This is a genomic window from Desulfomarina sp. (genome assembly GCF_054039375.1).
The window spans coordinates 1-24,852 of sequence record NZ_JBPLBA010000134.1 but is presented as its reverse complement, the minus strand read 5'-3'; the positions used below and the strand labels follow the sequence as shown (position 1 = coordinate 24,852).

The window sequence follows — 24,852 nt, the reverse complement described above, 5'->3', positions numbered from 1 at the left end:
CATTTTCGGATTGTTTTTCCTTGCCTCCTCAAGAAGTGCAAGTGCTTTTCCGGTGTCCTTGAGCGGAACCGTCAAGGTATAGTTATATTCCTCTTTCATTGTCTGCTTTCTCCCTTGTTTCTTTGTAGCGGGAAGGTAATTACTCACAGGCACCCCAGCTTTTCACGGTCTCTTTTGTCCGCATAGGTAGGTAAAAGCGAACAAAAGAGCCTGCAAAAATCTGCGGCACCTGTGAGCAATTACAGTTCAGATGTAATAAAATCATATAATTGCTACCCCTGTGAGTAGTTACCCGGGAAGAACATAATGCATCTTTTGCGCCGGTTGGTATACTGTTACAACTTATAACTTGTTTTACGGATCTTTTCAGCACCGGATATTTTGCCTATTAACAGGAGATGACAAATGTCGGAAAAACAGATTCTTTATTATATAAAAAATGAAAGCAACAGTGAGTTGCTCTATCTCGTTGCGGTCACCTGTATGGAAAGAATGGCAGCTATCGGGAAAGTCGCAGGAGTTAAAGCGGTACTGGATGCGGGGACCAATATTCTTTTTAATATGATCAAAAAAGACTAGTGTCACGTCAACAATGAAATGACGTAATATTGCGCTGTAATTTTTTGTGCCATTCTGTCTGCGGCTTTGAGCGCATAGTTGAGCTATGTAACATAAGCCGCAGGCGGGATGGCGCGAAAAATGACAAGCAAGATACGTCAGAGCAGTGTTGACGGGACACTAGTTACATCCATTATATTCTCTTAAGAATATCATTCCAGATATCATCCCAGCATCCCTGAAGAAAGTGATCTTCCGATTGTTCCATAAAGACGACTGGAATAGTGAATGTCTCTGCCGCCCGCCTGGTGGTGGAAACAGGGTACCATCGATCTGTCGTTGACAGATAAAAAATCAGTCTGTCCCGTATGCTGTAAATGTGATTAATGGTCTCAAATCCAGGAATATAAAAATCCTCCAGGAAATCTCCCAGTCGAAAATTCACTGAAATTGCATTTATTTTTTGCCGCAACCTCTCTCTGTGCCAGACAGCAGGTTCAAGCCACCTCTCCGAACAAAGATAACGTTCCAGCTTCTCCCTGTCTGATGTCCATCGGGAAACGGCATCCAGAAATTCTCTGTCCGTTCCTGTTTTATACATGTACTCCATTGATTCAGCAAAACTGAATACCGGCTGAACAAAAAACACCCTCTCAAAATGTAATGCCGAAAGATTTATCTGGAGCAGTGCATTGCAACCTGCACTGTGAGCAACCGCAGTTATCGGGTATTCACTTAACCCGGTGGAAAAGAGCAGATAGTAAAGATCTTTCAGTGAACGGGCCATGGACATCTGCCCTTCTGACCTGCCATGGGCCCGGGGATGAAATTCCACAACAGTATAACCACGGGCGGTCAGTTCTTCATGGGGGATCATATACATTCTCGTAGTCCCGCCAATACAAGGATAGATCAGGATAACACCTCTGGAAACAGTTCCGGGAGAAGAGATTAAAACATCAAGCGCAGTTCCGTCAGCTGCCGCGAACATTTTTTTCTTTTTTCGAACCATTTTTCATTCCCCGGGTACCGTCAGGAATTCTGATCACTCTCCAGCCTCTTTCCCAGACTTACCACCTCATCTACGCCAAAACCAATCGACCTGTAAAACCGGATTACAGCCGAATTGACAGCCCTGACCTGCAGATTAATCTTAGGACAACCCTGCTCTCTGAGCAACACCTCCGCCCGTGACATCATTTCCGCACCATAACCCCGGCGACGGAACGCTGGAGATACTGCCAGGTAATTGATCCACCCCCTGTGTCCGTCATAACCAACCATACAGGTAGCAATAAGGAGGTCGGACAATTCCCCCACCAGGAAATTTTCTCTGTCTCTTCTTATTTTCCGCTCAATATCCTTGACAGGATCGTTCTGGGGAGCAACAAGACCACACGCCCGCCAGAGAGAAAGGACCTGTGCCCCATCTCCTTCTGAAAAACACCTTATTTTCATAATACTCAATCTTTCACCCATGAACCCGTGCAGACAACCCGGTTTCGCCCTTCCTCCTTTGCTCTGTAAAGAGCAATATCACACATTTTTACCATATTTTCAAAACTTTCCACATCTTTTTCACATTCAAAGACACCGCAGCTCAAAGTAACAGCCAACCCTTCATCATCGGTCACAATCCGTTCTTTCTCCTGGGATTTTCTCAGTCTCTCGGCAATAACACAGGCATCAGCAAGTGCGGTTGCAGGAAGAAGAACGGCAAACTCTTCACCACCGATACGGGCAAAAATATCCGATTCTCTGACAATTGCAGAACCAAGTTTTGTAAACCTTGTCAGAACCATGTCTCCAACATCGTGACCATATCGATCATTAACGGATTTAAACCGGTCAATATCGATCATAATCATTGATAATCCCTGGCCGTAGCGACGTTGCCGTTCGAATTCAACTTTCCCCTGTTCCATAAAATATCTTCTGTTGAAAATACCGGTCAGGGGATCTTTAATCGCGAGCTCTTTCAGCTTTTCTTCATTTTTCTTCTTTTCAGTTATATCATCAAACATCCATACCACGCCCTTACTCAGATCCGGCGGCATCTTTGAATCGATGGCCTTTCCAGACAGATTTGCCCAGAAAACAGTACCATCCCGACGTTTCAATTGGTATTCAACCTGAATCATTTCTCCGCTGAGAAGAGAATTATAATAGTTTCTGCCAAACTCATCATATCTTTCTTCCGAGACATGTATTTTCTTCATTGACAGTCCTTTCACCTCTTCCATGGAATCATATCCGAGCAGTTCAAGGGCCCTTCTGTTTGCACGAACAAGGTGGCGACCGCCCCTGAGAAACATTATCCCCACAGCACCGTTTTCAAAAATGGCCGTCAATTCCCTGTGAACTCTCTTCAGTTCCTCCTCCACTTTTTTTCGCAGTGTAATATCCCGCGATTCAGTTATCCGAACCGTTCTTCCATAATAAGGAATGGCCTTCCCCTGCACTTCCAGTGGGAAAACAGTCCCGTCCTTTTTCAATCCCTCAACATCATAAGGATTTTCATCACCTGCTCGTATCTTCTCCCTCACCATATCCCGCCATCGGGGAGCAATAAGCTGCAGACCGTCCATCCCCAGCAGTTCATCAAATTCATACCCTGTCATCTCGGCAAGCATCCTGTTTGCATCCAGGATTATCCCGCCATCATGGATCCCGATACCGCCAAAAGAGGCATCATGGAGAATACGAAAGCGCTCCTCGCTTTCCCTGAGTTTCTTTTCTGTCTCCCGGCGAATGATTATATCACGCCTGAGCTTTTCATTTGCTTCAAGCAATTCCTCCGCACGGTGTTCCAGCATAAGGACTATTCGTTCAAACTCAGCCGCCAGGGCTCCTATTTCATCATGTCTGTCAGGTATCGGATTCAGAAAACGGGTACTGTTTTCCCCCGCAGCCAGAACATGATCCGTCAGCCTGCTCAGCGGACCAGCAATGTTTTTGTTCAGAATCCAGACCAGCGCCAGAAGAGAGACCACGGCAGAGAGAAAAGTAAGAACCAGAGACAGCCTCAGGGCGGCGGCACCCCTGGCTGTAATTTCACGGGAAATTGACGCTTTCACAAGCAGTGCCTTTTTCCCTTCAATATCACGCAGCAGAGAATAGCCGAACAGTGTATCTTTATTTTTTTTCTGAAAATAATAAGGAGTTTTAGAAGACAACTTCTGCAGAATGGACCGAACTGGAGGACTTGTTTTTTCTGCGGTGATATTGATCAGGGTAAAATCCACCAGGGTCTGGTTAACAAGATCCCGAATAAAAAATGCATCAAAAAAACGCCCGAAGATCAGAGTCCCCTGCCTGGGGCCACGATTATCACTGGTCAATACAGGTCTGGAACTGATAAAAACCGGTCCCGTTTCTCCCATGTAAATGCCACTGACCTTCCACTCCGACAACGCACCCTGTCGTGCGAAATTGACCAGCGGGTGTTCTCTGATAATTCTGTTTTCAGTGAATTCTCCGGAATCAAGCCGCTTTCTGGAATTCAGATCCCACACCTGACTGTAGATTATCCTGCCCTGTCTGTTAACGATAGCAATCAGATTCAACCTGTTATTGGAATATGTGTGATATCCAAGGTTGTTTTTTCTATACTCACTCGTCGGGGATGCAGCAAAATCATAAGTTTCATTCCAGGCGGACCAGTCATGGCAGAGGGAATCAAGATACTTCAGCTCTTTCTTTACGGCATTTTTTATGCGATCCATGTTCTGCCTGGCATGACGACGTTCAATTCTCCCCAGGCTGGGAAACAGGATAAACAGGTTTACAGCCAGAATCACCAGTGACGACACCATAAAAACCGTGCAGAGATAGACCGCCACTTTTGCTCTCAAAGACATTTTTTATCCTGTCGCTTCATTCTCATCCCCTTGACTTTTCAATACTGTCACCTATCGTTACAAGAACAGCAATCATTCCCATAAAGAGGTGGCCCATGGAAAACAGAAGAACTTTTTTAAAAACATCTGCAGTTGCAGCTTCTCTCCTTGCCCTGGGACAGGCTGTTCCCTTGAGAGCTTCGGAGAATAAATATTCCGGTATCATCTACACCGAAAACAATCCCGGCAAATGGGAGAAAAAAGTTGGATCACATCTACCGGTAATTTCCAACAACCAGGGAAAAATTACTATCAAAACCAGACACCCCATGAGTGAACAGCATTACATTGTCAGACATACACTGGTACTGGCTGACGGCTCTGTCATCGGCAGCACGACCTTTCATCCTGATACACCTGAAGCTGTTTCCGAATATACGCTGCCGACCGGTTATTCTGGGAAAATATATGCCACGAGTTTCTGCAATCTGCATGATTTCTGGGTGAACGAAACCACAGTCTGACCACCATCCTGCAACCGTGACCGGCTGGTGATAAAATCAAAGAAATCCTGACCCAGGCAGAAAAGAGTGGGAAAGTTTCCACTCACTTCCCGCTGCAGTCAGGGCAGACGGTATGAATAAAGTGCAGGTCATTCTGCCGGATTACTGTTTCTTCAATTGAATACCAGCAGTCATCATCATTGTTGAAAATCTTATGACATGATGGGCACACAGTCATTCCGCCCTGAATCATTTCAAGCTGATTGAGTACCTCTTTCAGTTCAGCAACCGTTTCAGTAAGAGACGTCTGTGTACGGACCAGTCTCTCTGCGACACGTACACGGGCCCTCAATTCATTGTCATCAAAAGGTTTGGTCATATAGTCGTCCGCGCCCGCATCAAATCCGTCCACAATATCCTTTTTACTGTCTCTGGCTGTAAGCAGAATGATATAAGGAGGATTCTCTCTTTCCATCTCCTTGACCATCCGGCAAACTTCGACCCCGTCCAGTTCAGGCATTTCCCAGTCAAGTATGGCGATATGCGGAGCTTCTCTTCGCTGGAGGATTTCCCATGCCTGATTGCCGTCCACAACACTCTCCACTCGATATCCCCAGTTCTCAAGGCTGACCTGAACAAGCATTCTTGTTGTAAATTCATCTTCCGCAATTAAAATTTTCACTCTCTTTCTCCATTACAGAACCTTAAACCCGATTACGGCAGTCATTTGGCGGACAATGCCGGAATAATCTTCTAATATCTTTATTATCCTGATATTTTATCCCTTTGTCCAACAAAAAATTTCTCCCTGTGACTTGACATTTCCCCCCGGAACTGTTCAGTAGACTGATCATACGGTTATCTTTTCCTCATTCTGAGTACGGCATATGTCTTCTCCTTTTTCCCTGCCACAGCCATTTTTTTCGAGTTCATCACCCGACTCCAGCCCGGTAACGGATGAAATCTGGTTCAGTTTTCACCGAAAAAAATTTCTGACAATAAAAACAGAAAACTGTGTGCAAATCTGTAAAATCGCCCCCCGGCTGCTGGGACTCAAAACACGGTTCGCACAGTATATCGGCTCATACGCAAATACCGGGGTCTATATTGCTGACCTGGAGGAGATCCCAAAGAACGAATCCTACGATTTTGCCGGTCTGCGCCCTCTTTACGGAAAAATTGATGATGAGCTCTATGCCCTGGCCGGCCGGGCGATACAGATACTCCACTGGTATACAAACCATGTCTTCTGTGGACAATGCGGCACACGAATGCGTGTGCGTCGCAGGGAACTTGCCAAAATCTGCCCTTCCTGCAGTTTTACCAGCTTCCCCCGTCTGTCGCCGGCTGTCATCATGTCCGTCATCGATGGAGACAGGATCCTCCTGGCACGATCACCGCATTTTCCCGAAGGTATGTATTCAACCCTGGCGGGATTCGTTGAGCCGGGGGAAACATTTGAAGAAGCGGTCGCAAGGGAAGTCAGGGAGGAGGTCAGCCTGGACATCTGCAATATTCATTACGAGGGAAGCCAGCCATGGCCCTTTCCCCATTCTATAATGGCCGCTTTTTCCAGTAGTTACAAAGGAGGAACAATCCAGATGGACGACAGGGAGATTGAAGATGCCGCCTGGTTTTCCAGGGATAACCTTCCGCCTCTGCCGGCCAGAATAAGTATTGCCAGACATCTTATCGAACTTTTTCTGCATAAAAAATTCTGACTACCCATGAAACTCAGCCGAATTGGAGATATACCTGCTTTATCCAGCTGAGTTCTGTATATAGTGGGATAAACCGGCATGGCCGGACTCTATGGCCCGATTACAAAAAACAATGAAAATCCTGACCTTTTCCTCCCTGATACTCACAACCCTTTTCTGGGGTGGAACTTTTATTGCCGGTCGTATGCTGGCGACTGATCTTTCCCCGGCAAATTCCAGTTTTCTCCGGTTCGCCATCGCCTCCCTCTCGTTACTCGCAATAATAAAACTCTCAGGGAAAAAACTGCCAGTCCCCCGAAAAGGACAGTGGATTATTCTTTTTCTGCTCGGCCTGACTGGAGTCTTCGCTTACAACATATGTTTTTTCACAGGATTGAAATATATCAGCGCCGGAAGAGCAGCCCTGATTATCGCCTTTACCCCTCTCACCATCACCCTTCTGGCTGCCCTGTTCACAAATGAACGGTTAAACTTCAGACAGTTCGGCGGCATTCTCATCTCCCTGTTTGGAGCTCTGCTTGTCATCAGCAACGGCAGACTTCAGCTGCTCTTCCATGGAGGAATTGGACCCGGCGAAAAGGCACTTCTTGGCTGTGTGTTGAGCTGGGCACTCTATTCAATCATCGGTCGATCCATTCTGACCAGACTCTCCCCCCTCGTCACAGTCTGCTATTCCTCGATAGCCGGAACACTGCTCCTGGCAGTTCCGGCAGCACGGGACAACCTGGCCGATTCTCTTTATTCCATTTCTATTTTGAACTGGCTCAGTCTCGCGTATCTTGGTATTTTCGGGACAGCAATAGGTTTTTCCCTCTATTACAGGGGAATAAAAATAATCGGCCCCAGCCGTACTGCGGTCTTTATCAACCTCGTACCTTTTTTCGCTCTTCTTCTTGCCTATCTTCTGCTGGATGAAACAATTCAGCCTGTGGTCCTTGCAGGAGGTTTTCTGATCATAGTTGGAATATCGGCAACCAATATGGCAGGGAAGACATAGCAGAACGGAAAGAACCATGGCTCTTGTCAACATCGACACTGTTTTTCACGAAATCAAACGGATTCTGCTTCGCAGCAATGAAAAGGGCGGAGTGGAAATTTTATCCTATAAACGCAACCGTACCGTGGCAATAATCAAGGAAGGAAACGGCAGAGTCACGGTCAGAGAAAAAGGCTACCAGGATAATGAATGGGTGTTTGCTGAAGAGGAACTGCCCAGAAAGCTTAAATCCATTTTTAAAAGAGAATTTCCCCGAAGCCGCAAACTGAGACTCTTCAAATTTTCGGACCCGAAACAACTTGAACGGATTCATCAAAAAATCTAGGGAAATGCTTTGAAGTGTGCCTTAAAGATATTTTTTAGTGTTTTTCCTTCGTGCCTGAAAAAAAGCATTGAGCATCACGGCTTCCGATCCATTCTAGAAATCCCGAAGATTCACAAAACATGATACGTTAAAAAAATAATTACTTTCGGTTCATCTTCATGTTATAGTCCCAGTTTAATCATTTCTTTCCAGGAGGATTTATGATTCGTCTAACCCGATCCATACTGCTGTTCTTTGTTATTGTTTCTCTGGCAGGATGCGGTTATAACTCTCTTCAGGTCAAGGAAGAGGCCGTGTTCAAGGCCTGGGCCGATGTTGAGTCCACCCTGCAACGTCGCGCCGATCTGATTCCCAACCTGGTAGAAACCGTCAAGGGGTACGCGAAACACGAGGCAGAAACCCTGGAGGCAGTGATCAACGCCCGTTCAAGAGCCGGTGCTGTTCAGCTCACTACCGACGATCTGAGTAATCCGGCCGCCATGCAGAAACTCCAGGCTGCCCAGGGAGGGTTAACCAGCGCACTCTCCAAGCTCATGCTTGTGGTGGAACGGTATCCCGACCTGAAGGCAAACCAGAACTTCCTCGATCTTCAAAGCCAGCTGGAAGGGACGGAAAACCGAATCAATGTCGCCCGCCAGAGATACAACAAAGCGGTTGAGGTGTTCAACAGGGCCATACGTGTCTTTCCCGCCAGCCTGACAAACTCTCTTCTCCTTCATCTTGAAAGAAAGGAATACTTCAAGGCGGACGAAGGCGCAAAAGCCGTACCGAAGGTAAAATTTTAGGACATGGAAGATTTGAACCTGAACCCGAGAAACCTCCTTATCCTGCTGTTGACATTGTGCATTTCTGCGGTGTTTTCACCCATGCAGGTCCGGGCAAAAGCGGTTCCCCCGCTGACCGGCAGGGTTATCGATAATGGTTCCCTCCTCTCCCCCTCCACAGCGAACCAGCTTGAAAGCATTCTTGCAGATTTTGAACAGAAGGAATCAACCCAGATAGTAGTACTTACTGTCAACTCACTGGAAGGGGAAAGCCTTGAGGATTATTCACTCAAAGTTGCCGAAACATGGCAACTGGGGCAAAAGGATGCCGACAATGGAGTTCTGCTTCTCATCGCCAAAAAAGAAAGAAAGATCCGTATAGAAGTGGGGTACGGACTTGAAGGTTCTCTCACAGACCTGACAGCGGGACGGATCATCAGGAACATCATTACCCCGAAATTCAAAAGTGGCAATTTTGACCAGGGCGTCATAGATGGTATTGCGGCAATAACAGCCGCGGTAAAGGGAGAATTTGACGCCTCTGCCTTTACATCCAGGACCAGAAAAAGCAACAACGACTTTTCAGGATTTTTAATTTTTATTCTTTTCGCCTTTTTCAACCTGGGCAGAATGTTCCAGAAAAAAAGAGGTCTGGCAGTGACTATCGGCGCTATTCTGGCTCCTCTGCTCACCTACCTGTTTTTCGGCCTGGGCCTTTATCTGCTTGCCCTTGTTCCTGCAGGTGGTTTTCTGGGTTATCTGGCAGCTACCCCCGGCTCTTCAACCCGTTCCGGCCATTCAGGTGGCTGGTCCCACGGCTCCGGGGGATCTTTTGGCGGTTTCAGTGGCGGCGGCGGATTCAGTGGTGGCGGTGGCGGATTTGGCGGCGGCGGCTCCTCCGGAGGATGGTGAGATGGCAACAATGGCACAAAAATTTCTCAGCGAAGAAGAACAGAAGAAGATCACTGAAACTGTCCATGAAATGGAGCTGAAAACTTCCGGAGAAATTGTAGTAATGGTTGTTTCAAGATCCCACAGTTATCCGACAGCCGCGATAACCGGCACAGTACTTTTTGCCCTGCCCCTGGCACTCATCGCCAATATGGTTCTCGGACCGGCAATATGGATAGGGTCTCAGAACATATGGTTTTTCCTGGCCCTATTTTCAATCTTTTATATCACAATTCATCCCTTCGCCAACCGTTCAAACAGTTTGAAAAGATTTTTTCTCGACCCGCTGCAGGTGGAAGAAGAGGTCAGCGAAGGAGCCATAACTTCTTTTTATACGGAACAACTCTACAAAACAGAAGACGAAAACGGCGTTCTGCTCTATATCTCCGTCATGGAGAAGAAAGTCTGGATCCTTGGGGATTGCCGAATCAACGAGAAAATCGACCAGAGTACCTGGGACGCAATAATCTCTGATCTCACCCATGGTATTAAAGAAGACAACAAGTGTGAAGCCATCTGCAACGGTGTACGAAAAATAGGCAAGATTCTAAGCAGTCATTTTCCCATCAAGGAAAACGACAAGGATGAACTCCACAATATCATTATCCGCTGACTTCTACTCGCCTCCTGAGCCTTCCAGTATATCCCTGCACCAGGAAATAGCCGCCATGGTCTGGGGAAAACCTATGGTGGAGATGAGCAGAAGCAAGGTATGATATATTTCTTCTCTTGTGGCGCCGGCCTTAATGGCGCGCCTGGTGTGAGAATGGACGGCTCCTTCCGACCTTCCTGTTGCTGCTGCGGCAATCTGAATCAGGTGGCTGGTTTTTTCGTCCAGAGGACCCAGCCCCCTGATTGTCGTCCCGAGTCTTTCCAGCGCTTCAATTACATCCGGGTAGCGCTTTGAAATATCATGATAGGTTCTGTTACTGGAATGAAATTTATCCATAATCCACCCCTGTCCGGCTGAAGGTTTTTCGATTTATTTAACACCCTGCAGTTCATTATAAGACCTTTTCCCATAAACTGCCACAACACTCATTTACACCGATAAAAAGGCCATGTATTTCCTGCCGTCCCAGATTGTTGTAACGGCTCACGGGGACAACAACTATATGATTTTACTACCTGTGAATCAATGTTGTTAATTTAATGAAATTGTTTTCCAATCAGGTACAAAATTCACGGTATAACTGAATCAAAACGCTAAACCGTTCCTGACAGACCGGGGATCGCATCGGCAAAATATTGCCGATGCAATCCCCGGAATTGGTTTGCCCCTGCCTATCGGTTCCAGGTCAGTGCACAGACTGATACTGTCTCTCCCTGATATTTTACCCCCCCTGTTCGCTTTCCTGAATCTGTGACAACCTGGAGATTTTTTTATTAACTTTCTGTAATACAATCATAAAATTCAGAGTCAGGCCTGTTTCAAAAAGAGGACGTATCGCCGGAAAATGATCACGGATTCTACACTTCGGTCTGCAAAAATTCATCATGGTATATTTTTTGCTGTTAAATCATTTAGAATCCGTGAGAATTATATGGCAACACATCGACTATATTAATATTTTCAATTGTCTTTTCAATATATTACCGCTTAATGAAAAACAAAAAAATCACGGATTCAGGATAATCGAAAGGGGTTTCCATTGTCCTGTTGAAATGGAAGCTGAAGATTTCATTCTATCTGGAGACTGATATGAAGTTAGAACTGCTGTTAAAAAGATTTGCTGTAGCCGCCTGTATGACGGGACTTTTTCTGACGGGAAGTGCCCTTGCCGCACCAGAACCACAAAACTTCCTGCTTGCAACCGCCAGTACCGGCGGCACCTATTATCCGGTTGGAGTGGCAATTTCCACGCTCACCAAGGTCAAACTGCAGCCAAAGCTGAAAATCGGAATGTCAGCCATCAACTCGGCTGGTTCCGGTGAAAACGTCAAGCTTCTGCGTGAAAACGAGGCCCAGTTTGCCATTCTCCAGGGACTTTTCGGCTACTACGCCTGGAACGGAAAAGGGCCCCTGAAGCAGGATGGACCCCAGAAAGAGCTCAGGTCTGTAACCATGCTCTGGCAGAATGTTGAGCAGTTCACAATCCTTTCAAGCAGGGCAAAGACAGGAACCATCGCCGATATCGCAGGACTGAAAGGGGAAAGACTTTCCCTTGGAAAAAAGAACTCAGGTACAATCGGCTCCAACAAGACAATCCTTCGCAACCTCGGCCTGGATGCTGAGAAGGATTTTAAACTGATCCACGTGGGCTACGGCCCCAGTGCCGATGCCCTGCAGAACGGGCAGATTGTCGGCATGTCGACCCCGGCCGGTGTTCCAGCCGGAGCAGTTACCAGGGCCCTTGCGGCCATGGGAAAAAAAGTGACCATTCTTGATTTTACTGATGAACAGGCAAAAAAAGCTGACGGCGGTCTGAATCTCTGGACAAGATATATTATCCCCGCGGGAACCTATCCCAGCCAGGACAAAGATGTAAAAACCATCGCACAACCAAATTTTCTTGCGGTGCGGGCAGACGTGGACGAGGAGGCTGTCTATCAGATTACAAAAACTATTTACGAAAACCTGCCGTTTCTCAACGCCATCCACAAGGCAACCAAAGCCATCAAACCTGAAAAGGCTCTGGCCGGACTGCCCATGCCCCTTCACCCAGGTGCCGCACGGTATTATCGTGAAATCGGCCTGAAAATACCGGAAAATCTTATTGCCAGGTAAGTATCCCGGAATCTGTCACAGATTCACATTTTCACAGCCCTGAATCCGTCAGGATGAAACAATACAAATCGGTCTAACCTGGAGGCGTACGGTGCAAAAAAAAATTGAAAAGGCGCTGTTTTTTATCGGAATTGCCATATCCCTGCTCCATATCTACTTTAATATTTTCGGTATACTGCCCGGGTTATGGCAGAATTCTCTCCATTATTCCGGGTTTGCAATTCTCTGTACCCTTTCCTACCCCATGTTTTCAGGAAAGAAAGAACGCTCCAGTTTCATCCTGACGATTGATATTATCATAGGTATTACAGCCGCAATATCAGCACTCTATTTGATATCAATGGAAGATGCCATCTATGCCCGCGGCGTCCACCTGGCCCTCCCCGAATGGGTTGCCGGTATCCTTCTTCTTCTCTCGGCACTTGAACTGACCCGGCGCACTACGGGCCTGATTATTCCCGTTCTCATTGTCCTCGCCCTGACGTATGTGGGCTGGTGGGGGGGACTGCTGGACGGTGTCTTTCGATTCAGCGGGCTGACTTCAGAAACCATTCTCTTCAGATCGATTTATGGGGACGACGGCTTATTCGGAAATATTGCCAGAATCTCATCCACCTTCGTCTTCATGTTTATCCTGTTCGGTGCCTTTCTCCTGCGTTCCGGTGCAGGTGACTTCGTCATCAACCTGGCAAGGGCCGTTGCCGGAAGAACTGTCGGGGGCCCCGGCCTGGTTGCTGTATTCGCTTCAGGGTTGACAGGTACAATTTCAGGTTCCGCTGTCGCCAACACTGCATCCACCGGCGTGATCACTATCCCGCTGATGAAAAAAGCAGGATTCCCTCCAAAGTTCGCTGCCGGTGTTGAAGCCGCTGCATCCACAGGAGGCCAGCTCATGCCTCCCATCATGGGAGCAGGAGCCTTTGTCATGGCAAGTTACACCCAGATTCCTTACACGACAATAGTGACGGTCAGTGTACTTCCGGCTATTCTTTACTTTGCAACAGTGGCCTTCTTTGTCCGGATCGAAGCCAAAAAGAGAAATGTCCAGGTTATAGAGGATGAAAGAATAAAACCAATGGAAGTATTGAAAGAAGGCGGGCTCCCCTTTCTTCTCCCCATAACGGTTCTGATAGGCCTGCTCGTTTTCGGATTTACCCCAACGTATGCTGCCGGAATATCGATCCTCGCCGTTATTGTCGCCTCATGGCTTACCCCGAACCGGATGGGACCGCGGGCTATTCTGGAAGCCCTGGCTCTGGGGGCAAAAAACATGACCATGACAGCCATTCTCCTCTGCAGTGTCGGACTGATTGTCAACGTTATCGCCACCACGGGGATCGGCAACACCTTTTCTCTCATGATCACCAACTGGGCTGGACACAGTCTTATCATTGCCATAATCCTGATCGCCCTAGCTTCCCTGGTGCTCGGAATGGGACTGCCGGTCACTGCCGCCTATATTGTTCTCGGAACCCTGTCGGCACCGGCCCTCTACAATCTGATTATTGACAATAAGCTCATTGAGCTGATTGCCGCCGGCCTTCTTTCCGAAGAAGCAAAAGCGATCTTCATGCTGGCCCTGCCTGAAAAGGTCGGTCTGCTGAACCAGTCAATGGGACTGGATCAGGCTGCGGCTCTCCTGGCCGCCGTGCCTCCGGATCTGGCCGGAACCCTGCGCGATATTGCCGTAGGAGGTGGCACGGCCACCTTTGCCCTGCTCTCCGCGCATATGATTATTTTCTGGCTCAGCCAGGACAGCAATGTTACGCCACCGGTCTGCCTGACCGCCTTCACCGCAGCGGCCATTGCCAAAACTCCGCCCATGTCGACTGGACTGGAGTCATGGAAGATTGCCAAGGGAATCTATATCATGCCACTGCTTTTTGCCTACACCCCCTTCCTGGGTGGTTCATGGTACGAGGTGATCTCAATATTCCTTTTCGCCCTCATCGGAGTTTATGCCTTTACCGGAGCCATCCAGGGATATCTTGAACAGAAACTGAGCTGGATTTCCAGGCTGGTCGCACTGGCTCTGGCTTTTTTCATGCTGGCACCCTCAAACTTGCTGATTCATTCGGCAGCGGCCACTGCTTTTGCCTTCCTGTTGTTTTTCAATGTGAAAAAAGGACAGGTACAAGTCTTGAAAGCTTAGAGTTTTCGTTCAAACTCAGAACACATCTTAATCAAATACAAATGAAAGATACCGGCAGATCCCGTGAAATTGCTTTTGGAAAAGACATCCTCCCTGTAACAGTTCCGGCAAACAGTATTGAGCTGAATATTTCTGACCCCTCGCCCGCGATGAACCGCACACTGTTCACAGGGAATCTTTCCAGTTTTCTCAAGACACACCCTCTTGATCTTTCAAGACCTGTCATCATCGTCACCGACAAAACCAGACTCTGTGATTATCCCGTTTACCTGCCTCCGCTCATTGCAGTTCTTGAGCAATACGGCATGCACCCGAAAAACCTCCGGTTCATCATCGCCTATGGAACTCATCCTGTACAGAGTGACGGGGAAAGCAGGCAACTTTACGGGAACACGTTTGACCGCTTTCCCTTCATCCACCACAACTGCGATGACAGAAAACTCTTTGCCGACCTCGGAACAACTTCCCGGGGAACCCCAATACGATTTCGGAAAGATATCCTGGAGGCAAGCTGCGTAATTACAATGGGCCCGATTGTTCACCACTATTTTGCCGGTTACGGCGGCGGACGAAAACTCCTCTTCCCAGGCTGTGGAGAGAGAAAAGCTATCTATAAAAACCACTCTCTTTATCTCGAAGAAACTGGTCTTGCCACCGGGTGTCAGCCGGGCAGACTGAAAAACAACCCTCTGGCAGAGGACCTGGCGGAAATTGCATCCCGAAAACCGGCTGATATGGCCATCCACGGGATTCTGGATTCCAACGGACATGTCTGTAATCTATTGATCGGCAACAGTGTTCAGGAATACTTCAATGGTTGTGCTGTTCATGGACAACACTGTGAAATTGAATCGGAACTGTTTGACCTGGTCATCGCCTCCTGTGGCGGATTTCCCAAGGACATCAATTTTATCCAGAGCCACAAGGCAATTCATAACAGCGCCATGTTTGTAAAAGACGGCGGCCTGCTGATTATCTACAGTGAATGTCGGGACGGAATAGGTTCCGGGACTTTTCTACCCTGGTTCAGGATGGGGAACTTTGAAAAAGCTTTTGAAGCACTGGCTGAAAATTACCGGGGAAATGGAGGTACCGCCCTTGCCATGATGACCAAGGTGAAGAGAATACGAATCGGAATGGTCACCAGCCTTGATGCCGAAACATGCCGTCTGATAGGTGTGGAAAAATGGCAGCACCACGAGGTGGAAAAACTGCTTGCCTCCACAGAAACAGCTTCTGCATGGATCAGTAACGGCAGTCTGCTTGTGAAAAAACCGTAACTCCTCACAGGTGCCACAGATTTTTCCAGGCTCTTTCGGCCAATATTTTCCCTCCACTTTTTTTTCTGTTCAAGTCAAAAGTATGATGATAAAGTAAGGTATTGGATTATTAATGCTTTATCTTTCTCTCACCTTTTTCAGGTAACTTTTTTTATTTTTAAAGGCACCTTGAAAAATTATTTTTAGAACAGCTTTGGAAAAACAGAAAAAACCGCAACTCGGTACGCTTCTCAAAGAGCACAACCTGGTTACCGAACAACAGATTGAATTCTCACTCAGGGAGCAGAAAGCCACCGGAGAGAGGCTGGGCGAATGCCTCATGAGGCTGGGTGTACTGACCGACAGTGACCTCTCCCGGGTTCTGGCTCAGCAGTCCAAGCACCCGTTTATCGACCTCCGGGCATTCACACCGGATCAGAATCTTCTGGTCAAGGTACCCTCACGTATTGCCAAGCAGTTTTCCTTTCTTCCCCTTTTTGAAGATGAAACAACCCTGCATATCGCGGTGGCTGATCCTTTTTCAGGAGTGGCTGAAGAACAGGCATACAGGGCAACCGGTAAATTTATCAAAAGTCATGTGGGTGGAGAAAGTGAGCTGAAAAAACTGATTGAACGGTTTTATTTCCTGCTCGAAAATCCCATTGAAGAAGAAATATCGCTGATAACCGGGCGGTTGCGCCGTAACAGCAATGCCGATGTCAATGTGGAAAAGCTTGTGGATAATCTTCTGGGATCCGCAGTCAGTTACAGGGTAACCGATGTTCATATTTCGGCCAGTGACATCACCACAAGGGTCATGTTCCGTGTCGATGGAGTATTACAGCTGGCCCATGTTTTTCCAAAGCCTCTGCACAATCGCCTGATTACAACTCTCAAGGTTCGGGCAGGAATGGATATTTCCGAACAGCGCAAGCCCCAGGACGGTCGCCTCTCCTTTGAGTTTCTCGGTGAAAGTTTTGATGTCCGTATCTCCACAGTCCGCACAAATTTCGGCGAAAACATGGTCATGCGACTTCTCGCATCCCGGGGCAGTTCCGCGTTCAGTATAAGGGATCTGGGTTTTGAAACAGACAAGGTCCGGAAAATAGAAAAACTCTTTGGTCATCCCTACGGCATGGTTCTTGTGACAGGTCCCACCGGCAGTGGTAAAACAACTACCCTGTATGCAGCTCTGCGGGGCCAGGACGCCATAGGCAAAAATATTCTCACTGTTGAAGACCCCATTGAATATGAGCTGCTGATGGTCCGACAGACACAGGTCAACGAAAAAGCCGGCTATACTTTTTCTTCTGCGATCAGAACCTTTCTTCGCCAGGATCCGGATGTCATGCTGGTGGGGGAAATAAGAGATGAAGAAACGGCAATACTTGGTATCCGGGCTGCCCTGACCGGTCACCTGGTTCTCTCCACCCTGCACACCAATACCGCAATCGGAGCTCTTGCCAGGCTCAAGGACCTCGGGGTTTCTCCATACCTGCTTTCCACTTCCCTGGTGGGAGTCATGGCCCAGCGACTGGTCCGGAAACTCTGCCCGGACTGCAGAATTGAAAAAAAATACGATGACCACCTTCTCAAAGCCTACGATCTACCAGCAGACCATACCTATTTCACGGCCGGAAGCTGTGCACTCTGTAAGGGCAGCGGGTTCCTCGGCCGGGAGTGTGTGTCGGAAATCCTGGAGCTCAGTGATTCGATTCTGCGCCTGATAGCGGAGGATGCTCCTCTTGGGAAGATACGTGATCAGGCGGAACAGGAGGGTTTTACAGATCTCATGCATTCCGCCCGACAGAAAGTGATGGCCGGTGTTACAAGCCTTGAAGAACTGCAGAGGGTAATGGGATAACCCTGAATCCATAAAGGCTTCATGAACATTTTTCGGATAACATCCTGAAAAGTTAATATAAATTCATAGAGCTCCATAAGCAGTCACATGCCATATTACCGCTATACAGCCATGAACCAGACCGGAGACCTGCTCAAGGCCGAAGGTGAATTTGCCACTGTTGCTGACCTTTTTGATCAGCTGCAGAAAGACGGTCTGGACCTTATTCATTATCGTAAAAACATCTTAGGCAGGGGCTTTCTGTCCAGCAGCCGTATGACACGGTTGCAGCTCGCTGAATTTTTCAGAAACCTGGCCCTGCTCCTGAAAGGAGGAATCCCCCTGCGTGATGCCCTGCAGGACCTGATAAGCGGTCCGGGCCAACCTGTAATACGACGGGTTTTCAGCAGAGTCATAAAACGACTGGAAGAAGGAATCCTTTTTTCTAAAGCTCTTGAAGCCGAGAAACGGCACATCCCCAAAATACTCCTGCCCCTGGTCGCCATCGGTGAAGAAACAGGGGAGATGGACAGAACCCTGCGTGACGCGGCACAACACCTTGAAAAAGTACACGATATTATTTCCTCCACGCGCAGGGCCCTGACCTATCCGGCCTTTGTCCTCTTTGCCATGCTGGGGGCCTTGACATTCTGGATGGTCTACGTCCTTCCCCAGCTTCTGGGGCTGTTCACTTCCATGGGTATGAAGGAACTCCCCCTGGCAACCCGGGCCCTGATAGCCTCGGTGGAAATTTTCAACTCATGGTGGCCCGTTATTCCCGGCTTCTTTCTCGTGCTGTTCATCATTTTTCTGGTGAGCAGGAAAAACCTTAAAATTCGCTATTTATGGGACAATTTCTGGAGTTATTTCCCCCTGGTTGGTATTATTTTCAGATCGTCCCAGCTTGCCTTCTTCTTTGAATACTCGTCACTGCTCACCTCGGGTGGAATCCATATTATCCGTACCCTGGAGCTGATGGAGGAATCAGTCAGCCACCAGGTGCTGAAGGAAGGTATTCATAATATTAAAAAAGAGATAATTGCCGGCGATTCCATGTCGGAATCGATCTCAAGACTGAAATTTTTCGAACCATTTGTGCTGCGTATGGTCAAGGTCGGTGAACAGACAGGCAATATGCCGGAACAGTTTCAGATACTCGCCGACTACTACATGAAAAAGGTCAACAATCTTGTCGAAATGATGTCCAAGACCCTGGAACCGCTTATAATCTCAGTCGCCGGCCTGGTTTTTCTCGTTATCATCCTCGGTCTCCTCGGCCCCATATATGATCTGATTGCCACTATCCAATAATATGCAAGATAAAACACCTCAATATCTTAAGTGCTATAACCTCCATAAAGCTCCTTTCGGGCTCTCCCCCGATCCTGATTTTTTTTTCCCGGCACCTCCACATCTTGCCGCCCGTGCAACACTGAAACATACCCTGCAGAGAGGAGAAGGTTTTATGGTTTTGATTGGAGAAGCCGGAACCGGAAAGACCCTGCTCATCCGCATTCTCCTTAAAGAGATCGACAGGAACAAGGTTCCTGCTGTCCTTCTCAGTCCAACAGTAAACCCGCAGGGGCTCCTGCGAATGATCCTGACAGAACTGGGTGAAAATACCAGTCAGGAAAACGATATGGCCTCGCTGCTCACGCATTTTCAAAAAACCCTGCTGACCATGGCACGCAACAAAAAGGAACTGCTCATTATCATCGATGAGGCCCAGAACCTGCCAATAGAAAGCCTTGAACAATTGAGAATGCTGTCAAACGTTGAAACAAGCGACAGAAAGCTCATGCAGATTCTGCTGGTCGGCCAACCCGGTCTTGGAGAAAAACTGCAGGATCCACTGCTTGGACAACTCAATCAGCGTATTGTGATCAGCGAGAACCTGCGCCCCCTGAACAGAAAAGAAACAATTGATTACATCAACTTTCGACTGGCCCAGGCAGGGCAGGGGGGACTGCCTATCAGCCGCAGTGCAGGCAGACTTCTCTTTAAAAACAGCCTTGGGATTCCCAGGCTGATCAACAGGTTAATGGACAGAACTCTTCTGTTCGGCTGCGCAGATTCTTCCGGAAAATTAACCGCAGCACATGTTAAAAAAAGTTTGGAAACACTGCCGGAAACAGGTCGGAAAAAGAATTTTCTGCCGAAAAGCAGGCTCCTTTACATGGTAACTGCCACCTGTTTCGCGGCTCTCTTTTTTATTCATTATTTCAATATCCTCCAGCCGTCATTCACTATAAAAAACCTGAAAAAAACCCTTTTCACAGTTGAAAAAACTGAGAAACAAATCAAACACGGGAGCGGGTACGGCAGAATCACCATTCATGACATCGTTATTCGCCGACATAAAAGAGGCGGAAACAGCACAATCATCAGGTATTAAAATATGGCACTGACACATTTAGCACTCTCCACAGGCCAGGGCAAATACCTCCGTACCGATGTCCGGAAAAAGGGCGGTAAATATATCTGCACGCCGGTGAAAGAGCATGAACGACTTGAATCGTCGGGACTCAAAAAAACACTGCTTCTTTCGTTTGCATCAAGTCAGGCAATGGTTCTTTTAGAAGATTTTCCCCCTCTGGCCCATAAGCTTCTGTTGATGCATGTGGAAAGACAACTGGAAAACCGGGCACTCATGGATGAGGGTGTGAAAAGTGCCATCACCTACAAAATTCTTGATGCAAAAGGGGAAAAAAGGCTGCACAGCCTTATAATCCTGCCCAGGAATGATGTCTGGCCCGTGATAGAAAATATTGTCCGAAAACGCACCTTCATACGCACTGCAACCCCATCGATTGCCGCCCTGGGAGCATTGACCGCTCAATTCACTTCTGACCCTCTTATTGTCATTATGGCCCGGGAAAACAGCAGTGAACTGACAGCCTTCAGAAACGGCACCCCACTCTACATGCAACCTTTTCCCATGACAGGCCCGGGCGAATTTGACTCAACCATGCTCAATCATGCTATCTCAGTATGCAGACAGGCCCTGTTACGTGATTTCCAGATTGAAAAGGCCCAGCTCCTCATCATGGGAGAAAGAAGAAAATCCATTGATATTGGTGAGACAGGACTCGACAGGCTGGAGCCGGACTGGAAGTCCCTGCCGATCTCAACCAGCAGACAGTCGATCTGCGACTGGCCTGAACTGTATGGAACTCTTTTTATCGGACAGGAGTACAGTTATCTCCCGCCGGAATATTCTTTCTCCCATAAAATAAAAAAGATAAACAACTGGACGACGACACTCTGTACCCTGGCGGCAGTCGGGTTGTCAGTCCTCGCCTGGAACACCCATCAGCAGAACAGTTCCCTGGAGAAGCAGCTGTCAAAACAGCAGGTCGTGCTGGACGAACGCACTGAAATACTTCGGAGAAACCTGCCTGCCTCGGACAGCTTGAAAAATCTGGAACACTACCTGGATATCATTGGCCGGGGTATTCTTGAGCCTCGGCTGTCGAATCTCTTTGAAACTCTCGCACTGGCAATACCAAAAACGATCCATATTGAGAAATTGACAGTCAGAAAAGCCACACCTGTATTCCCGACAGGAAAAACAACAGGATCAACCCTCCCACCACCCGGATATGCCAATCCCAGTCAGCAGAAAAATATCACAATCGAACCGCAGACACCGGAAGGCAACCAGAAAAAATCTGTCGTTATGGATATCTCCTTCAGCACCGCAGGAAACTATAGAAATGTCCGTGCCGATTTTGAAAAAACCGTAACAAATCTTTCCAGATCATTTGCCCTGAAAAACATTGAATGGGGATATCTGGAATCTGAGAAAAATGGTTATCTCAAGGGACAGCTCTGGGTACGAAAGGAGGAAAAACAATGAAAAACCTTTTGGATCTCCCGGGCAAACCCACCGTTTTTCTCCAACTGGTTCTTATACTCTTTTTCAGCTGCAGTCTCTATTTTTACCTGCAGGGAGAAAAAAAATCCACACAACTGGCACAACGGCAAATTCTTCTGATGACGAAAAAACAGCAGATTGTTCAGACAGAAAGACAATTGCGGCAGTATAAAAAAACCCTTGCTGCCCGGTCGGATATCCTGAATGTTCCCGGAGAAATACAATGGGAGGAAGTGAATTTTTTCTGGAAAAATATTTCGTTTATGGAACTGCTCCATCGACTGGATGGTGTCTATTCTAAGGAAAGAACTTTTACCCTGGAAGTTTTTTCCCTGGAAAAATTCAACAGGGAAAAGGACAATACAGACGACAGCAACTCCCCCCCTTTCCGACAGCCGGAGGATGAAATCGGCTTTAAACTCAAAGGTTATTATTTATGTCTCTGCCAATAGACAAGACCCTTGCCTGGTTACGCATCGGCTCAGTTCCACTGCTGCTCATCGCCTCATCCGTTCTGGCGATATGGCTGAGTTCCAGAGCGGATGTTCCTCCTGGTCCACCCTCTTCCCCCATACCACAGTTGAATATTGACCTCAGCAAAATCACAAACCCGCTGACCATGGAAGAGCGGACAGGCAGAACTGCGGCAATATATCGGGATCCTTTCATTCCACTTCAGGAAATACGGCCCGCCCGTGAACGGGTCAATCTCCACTCCATCACTCTGGACCTTGTCGTTATCAGTCCTCGTAAAAGGTTGTGCTGGATCAATGGGCAGATGATGAAGGAAGGTGAAAAAACGCAATTTTTCAAACTCATAACAATTAAAAAAAACGGTGTCTGGTATGCAACTCGAACCGGGAAATATTTTCTGGCCACCGGGGAAAGTATTCTTATCGATAATCTTGGTATCTTCCACACTGAAGAAAACGAAAAAACGGCTGAACTCAAACCCTGACTGGTTACGGGGACAACAACTTTATGATTTTATTACCTCAAACCGGAATACTACAATGATCAAGAAGGTTTCTCTTCCGATACATCTGATATTTGTCCTGCTCATCTGCCTCAATCTTTCCGGTTGCGGGCGAAAAACAAAGATGGCAGCACCATTAACGCAACCAGAACCAGCCGTACGAATCGCGAAGACTGAACCGGCATCCCCACCTGCACCACTCAAACAGGTGGAAATCCCACCAGCCCCTTCGCCCCGGTTCAAAAAACTGTCGCCCCTTGACAGCGAGCGTCTGTCCATGAGTTTTATCCAGGAAGAGGCTACCCAGGTCCTTCAGGCCCTGGCCCACGCATCCTCTCTGAATCTCGTGTTATCCACAGAGGTTTCCCTTAACCGGAAAATCACGGCAGAGTACCAGGAGATGACAATCCGCTCCATTCTTGATGCCACGTGCAGAATGCTCAATATTGTCTGGCATGAAAAACACGGGACCATTTACATAGAACCTTACGCCCGGAAAATCCTTGACCTTGACTTCCTCGCATCCATCAGAAAATCAAGTTTCAAAGTTGGTGGTGATGTCCTTGGCACAAACTCCGGCCAGCGAAATCAGATAACCTCATCCCCTTTGTCCGGACATTTCGGTATTGAAGGAGGTGCAGATGAAACCATTTCCGATATCTATGGCAATATTGAAAAAACGATTGAAAAAATGATCGAAACAGATGGCAGCTTTGCCCTGAACAGACAAACCGGAACAGTGATGATCAAGGCACGGCCCGATACCATGGAGGACATTGAACAGTATATTACAGCTCTCAGAAATAAATATCGCCGCCAGGTCCTGATTGAGGCAAAGATCATTGAAGTGGGTCTCAGCAGGAAACACCAGCTCGGAATAGACTGGCGCAACGTCGGAGGTCTTATATCAAAACATGCGCTTCTCGCCTCATCCGGGGCCACAGTGACGATTACCCCCAGTGTCAGCCAGACGGATTCGTTTTACTCCATGAATATCAGTTCAAAATACTCCAATATGAATGGGATCTTCAGGGCCCTTGAAGAATATGGCACTCTCACGGTCCTTTCCAACCCGAGACTGAAAACAATGAACGGTCAGGCAGCCATGCTCAGTGTCGGTCAGTCCGTCTCCTACCTGAGGAGCTTTGAACAGAACAGTGAAGGCACAGGAGACAACAGAACAACCGATTTTTCGACTGAAATCGGCTCTGTTTTCGACGGCATACTGCTTGGGGTGACCCCGGTGATCGAAGATGACGACATGGTTTCACTGCATATTGTCCCCATAAAAAGCGATCTAGTCAAACTTGAAACTGTTTCTTTCGGTTCTCTTGTCTCCCCGTATCAACTCACCCTGCCAACTGTCAACCTCCGCGAATTGTCAACGGTTTCGAGAATCCATTCCGGTGATATTGTCCTGCTTGGCGGGCTGATCATGGAATTTGACGACAAGGAGGAAATATCCGTGCCGATCCTTGCGGATCTCCCCCTTTTCGGCAGACTTTTCAGCATGGAAACAACAGAGAGAAAAAAGGTGGAGATGGTTGTAGTCCTGCAGGTTCACATTGTTGATCAAGACGGGAAGGCCCATGAGTAAACTTTTTGAGGCACTGCAGAAAATTGAACAGCAAAACATACCGGAACCGCCTTCACCTGAGGGTAATATTGTCAAAAAACAATCGGCCAGACCATTCAGGACAATTTTCCTGATCCTGCTTTTTCTTATTGTCCTGGGAGGTGTGATTCTTTTTTACCTGAGTAATCACGCCAAACTCTACTCCTTTGAAAGCAGTCTGATTCCCGACCTGAAACCGGACACAGTACAACCCCCTGTGAAAGAGGAAAAGGAAATCAGAACAACTGAGAAAAACCGGCATGGCCGGACTCCATGGCTCAGCCACAAAAAGCCGATAAAGATCCCGGCTGCGGCAATACAAACCTCAGCCGTGGATTTTCAGATAAAACATGAAACGAACAATTTTTCCGAATCACATAAATCAGGATGGCAGAAACGCCACAATCTGCCGCAAAAAATAAATAAAAATCCAGCCGCGAAAAAACGATCTTCGCTGGTGAAATTTTCAGAAAAAATACTGATACTCCCTCAACACCGGGCAGCAATTTCCAATCCTGAAATAAATGAGTCTTTTCCCGAAAAACAGGAAGTTTTCGTCGACAGACCCGAACCGGCAGTTCAACTGGAAAGACATCTGGAAGAACTGAAAAAAACTGTTCAGCAAATACTGTATCAAGCCGAAGAAAGAAGAAAAGAAGGAGATATGGAAGGAGCCGTCATACTGTATCGCCGTGCGTGGAAACTCAAAAAATCACCGGCAACGGCCAATAATCTGGCGGCAGG

General features: G+C 47.6%; 24 protein-coding genes. 19 read left to right on the top strand and 5 right to left on the bottom strand.

All coding sequences use genetic code 11. The features are described from left to right. The first annotated feature begins 405 nt into the window (after positions 1–405). On the top strand, positions 406–579 hold the full coding sequence (locus ACXLDX_RS08085) for a hypothetical protein (protein ID WP_457576683.1): 174 nt from the start codon (positions 406–408) through the stop codon (positions 577–579). Between the two features lie 172 nt (positions 580–751). Here the strand turns inward: ACXLDX_RS08085 and ACXLDX_RS08080 are convergent, their stop codons facing one another. From ACXLDX_RS08080 to ACXLDX_RS08070, 3 genes are read right to left on the bottom strand one after another with little or no spacing between them, the layout of a single operon-like run. Further along, a complete protein-coding gene (locus ACXLDX_RS08080) occupies positions 752–1,570 on the bottom strand; it encodes an alpha/beta hydrolase family protein (RefSeq protein WP_457576682.1) in 819 nt (272 codons plus the stop codon). Between the two features lie 20 nt (positions 1,571–1,590). Further along, complete coding sequence (locus tag ACXLDX_RS08075; protein WP_457576681.1) at positions 1,591–2,016, bottom strand: GNAT family acetyltransferase; 426 nt, start codon at positions 2,014–2,016, stop codon at positions 1,591–1,593. A 5-nt stretch (positions 2,017–2,021) separates the two neighbouring features. After that, complete coding sequence (locus ACXLDX_RS08070) at positions 2,022–4,418, bottom strand: diguanylate cyclase (protein WP_457576680.1); 2,397 nt, start codon at positions 4,416–4,418, stop codon at positions 2,022–2,024. 95 nt (positions 4,419–4,513) lie between these two features. On the opposite strand from ACXLDX_RS08070, the gene ACXLDX_RS08065 reads away from it, so the two are divergent. Continuing rightward, positions 4,514–4,921 (top strand): desulfoferrodoxin family protein, encoded by a 408-nt coding sequence (locus ACXLDX_RS08065; protein ID WP_457576679.1) that lies wholly within the window; start codon positions 4,514–4,516, stop codon positions 4,919–4,921. 82 nt (positions 4,922–5,003) lie between these two features. On the opposite strand, the gene ACXLDX_RS08060 is transcribed toward ACXLDX_RS08065, so the two are convergent. Then, positions 5,004–5,582 carry a response regulator gene (locus tag ACXLDX_RS08060; protein WP_457576678.1) on the bottom strand — a complete coding sequence of 193 codons (579 nt, stop codon included), beginning with the start codon at positions 5,580–5,582 and terminating at the stop codon, positions 5,004–5,006. A 205-nt stretch (positions 5,583–5,787) separates the two neighbouring features. On the opposite strand from ACXLDX_RS08060, the gene nudC reads away from it, so the two are divergent. The 6 genes from nudC (at position 5,788) to ACXLDX_RS08030 (ending at position 10,271) form a co-directional block, all read left to right on the top strand. Beyond that, positions 5,788–6,621 (top strand): NAD(+) diphosphatase, encoded by an 834-nt coding sequence (gene nudC / locus ACXLDX_RS08055; RefSeq protein ID WP_457576677.1) that lies wholly within the window; start codon positions 5,788–5,790, stop codon positions 6,619–6,621. Positions 6,622–6,712: 91 nt separating this feature from the next. Then, positions 6,713–7,618, top strand: coding sequence for a DMT family transporter (locus tag ACXLDX_RS08050; protein ID WP_457576676.1), 906 nt, complete (start codon positions 6,713–6,715; stop codon positions 7,616–7,618). Between the two features lie 16 nt (positions 7,619–7,634). Beyond that, on the top strand, positions 7,635–7,943 hold the full coding sequence (locus ACXLDX_RS08045) for a hypothetical protein (RefSeq protein ID WP_457576675.1): 309 nt from the start codon (positions 7,635–7,637) through the stop codon (positions 7,941–7,943). Positions 7,944–8,143: 200 nt separating this feature from the next. Further along, positions 8,144–8,728: a LemA family protein gene (locus ACXLDX_RS08040; RefSeq protein WP_457576674.1), complete on the top strand. Its 585-nt coding sequence runs from the start codon at positions 8,144–8,146 to the stop codon at positions 8,726–8,728. Between the two features lie 3 nt (positions 8,729–8,731). Continuing rightward, the gene (locus ACXLDX_RS08035; protein WP_457576673.1) at positions 8,732–9,619 is read left to right on the top strand and encodes a TPM domain-containing protein; all 888 of its coding nucleotides are present in this window, start codon (positions 8,732–8,734) and stop codon (positions 9,617–9,619) included. Beyond that, entirely contained in the window at positions 9,540–10,271 is a 732-nt protein-coding gene (locus ACXLDX_RS08030) for a TPM domain-containing protein (RefSeq protein ID WP_457576672.1), read from the top strand. Before ACXLDX_RS08035 ends, ACXLDX_RS08030 begins: the two co-directional genes overlap by 80 nt. A gap of 3 nt (positions 10,272–10,274) precedes the next feature. Here the strand turns inward: ACXLDX_RS08030 and ACXLDX_RS08025 are convergent, their stop codons facing one another. Further along, positions 10,275–10,607 carry a carboxymuconolactone decarboxylase family protein gene (locus tag ACXLDX_RS08025; protein ID WP_457576671.1) on the bottom strand — a complete coding sequence of 111 codons (333 nt, stop codon included), beginning with the start codon at positions 10,605–10,607 and terminating at the stop codon, positions 10,275–10,277. A gap of 753 nt (positions 10,608–11,360) precedes the next feature. Here ACXLDX_RS08025 and ACXLDX_RS08020 point away from each other — a divergent pair. From ACXLDX_RS08020 to ACXLDX_RS07970, 11 genes are all read left to right on the top strand, one after another. Further along, complete coding sequence (locus ACXLDX_RS08020; protein ID WP_457576670.1) at positions 11,361–12,386, top strand: TAXI family TRAP transporter solute-binding subunit; 1,026 nt, start codon at positions 11,361–11,363, stop codon at positions 12,384–12,386. A gap of 91 nt (positions 12,387–12,477) precedes the next feature. Continuing rightward, entirely contained in the window at positions 12,478–14,538 is a 2,061-nt protein-coding gene (locus tag ACXLDX_RS08015; RefSeq protein WP_457576669.1) for a TRAP transporter permease, read from the top strand. A gap of 41 nt (positions 14,539–14,579) precedes the next feature. After that, complete coding sequence (locus ACXLDX_RS08010) at positions 14,580–15,818, top strand: lactate racemase domain-containing protein (RefSeq protein ID WP_457576668.1); 1,239 nt, start codon at positions 14,580–14,582, stop codon at positions 15,816–15,818. 193 nt (positions 15,819–16,011) lie between these two features. Continuing rightward, positions 16,012–17,661, top strand: a complete 1,650-nt coding sequence (locus ACXLDX_RS08005; protein ID WP_457576667.1) for a GspE/PulE family protein — start codon at positions 16,012–16,014, stop codon at positions 17,659–17,661. An 87-nt stretch (positions 17,662–17,748) separates the two neighbouring features. Then, complete coding sequence (locus ACXLDX_RS08000) at positions 17,749–18,951, top strand: type II secretion system F family protein (protein ID WP_457576666.1); 1,203 nt, start codon at positions 17,749–17,751, stop codon at positions 18,949–18,951. Between the two features lies 1 nt (position 18,952). Next, complete coding sequence (locus ACXLDX_RS07995; protein WP_457576665.1) at positions 18,953–20,035, top strand: ExeA family protein; 1,083 nt, start codon at positions 18,953–18,955, stop codon at positions 20,033–20,035. Between the two features lie 3 nt (positions 20,036–20,038). After that, positions 20,039–21,499 carry a hypothetical protein gene (locus ACXLDX_RS07990; RefSeq protein WP_457576664.1) on the top strand — a complete coding sequence of 487 codons (1,461 nt, stop codon included), beginning with the start codon at positions 20,039–20,041 and terminating at the stop codon, positions 21,497–21,499. Further along, positions 21,496–21,969: a hypothetical protein gene (locus ACXLDX_RS07985; protein ID WP_457576663.1), complete on the top strand. Its 474-nt coding sequence runs from the start codon at positions 21,496–21,498 to the stop codon at positions 21,967–21,969. Before ACXLDX_RS07990 ends, ACXLDX_RS07985 begins: the two co-directional genes overlap by 4 nt. Further along, on the top strand, positions 21,954–22,475 hold the full coding sequence (locus ACXLDX_RS07980) for a hypothetical protein (RefSeq protein ID WP_457576662.1): 522 nt from the start codon (positions 21,954–21,956) through the stop codon (positions 22,473–22,475). Before ACXLDX_RS07985 ends, ACXLDX_RS07980 begins: the two co-directional genes overlap by 16 nt. A 55-nt stretch (positions 22,476–22,530) precedes the next feature. Next, positions 22,531–24,090 (top strand): pilus (MSHA type) biogenesis protein MshL, encoded by a 1,560-nt coding sequence (gene mshL / locus ACXLDX_RS07975; protein WP_457576661.1) that lies wholly within the window; start codon positions 22,531–22,533, stop codon positions 24,088–24,090. Beyond that, the coding region (locus ACXLDX_RS07970) for a hypothetical protein (protein ID WP_457576660.1) at positions 24,083–24,852 on the top strand (770 nt) is incomplete at its 3' end. The genes mshL and ACXLDX_RS07970, both read left to right, overlap by 8 nt.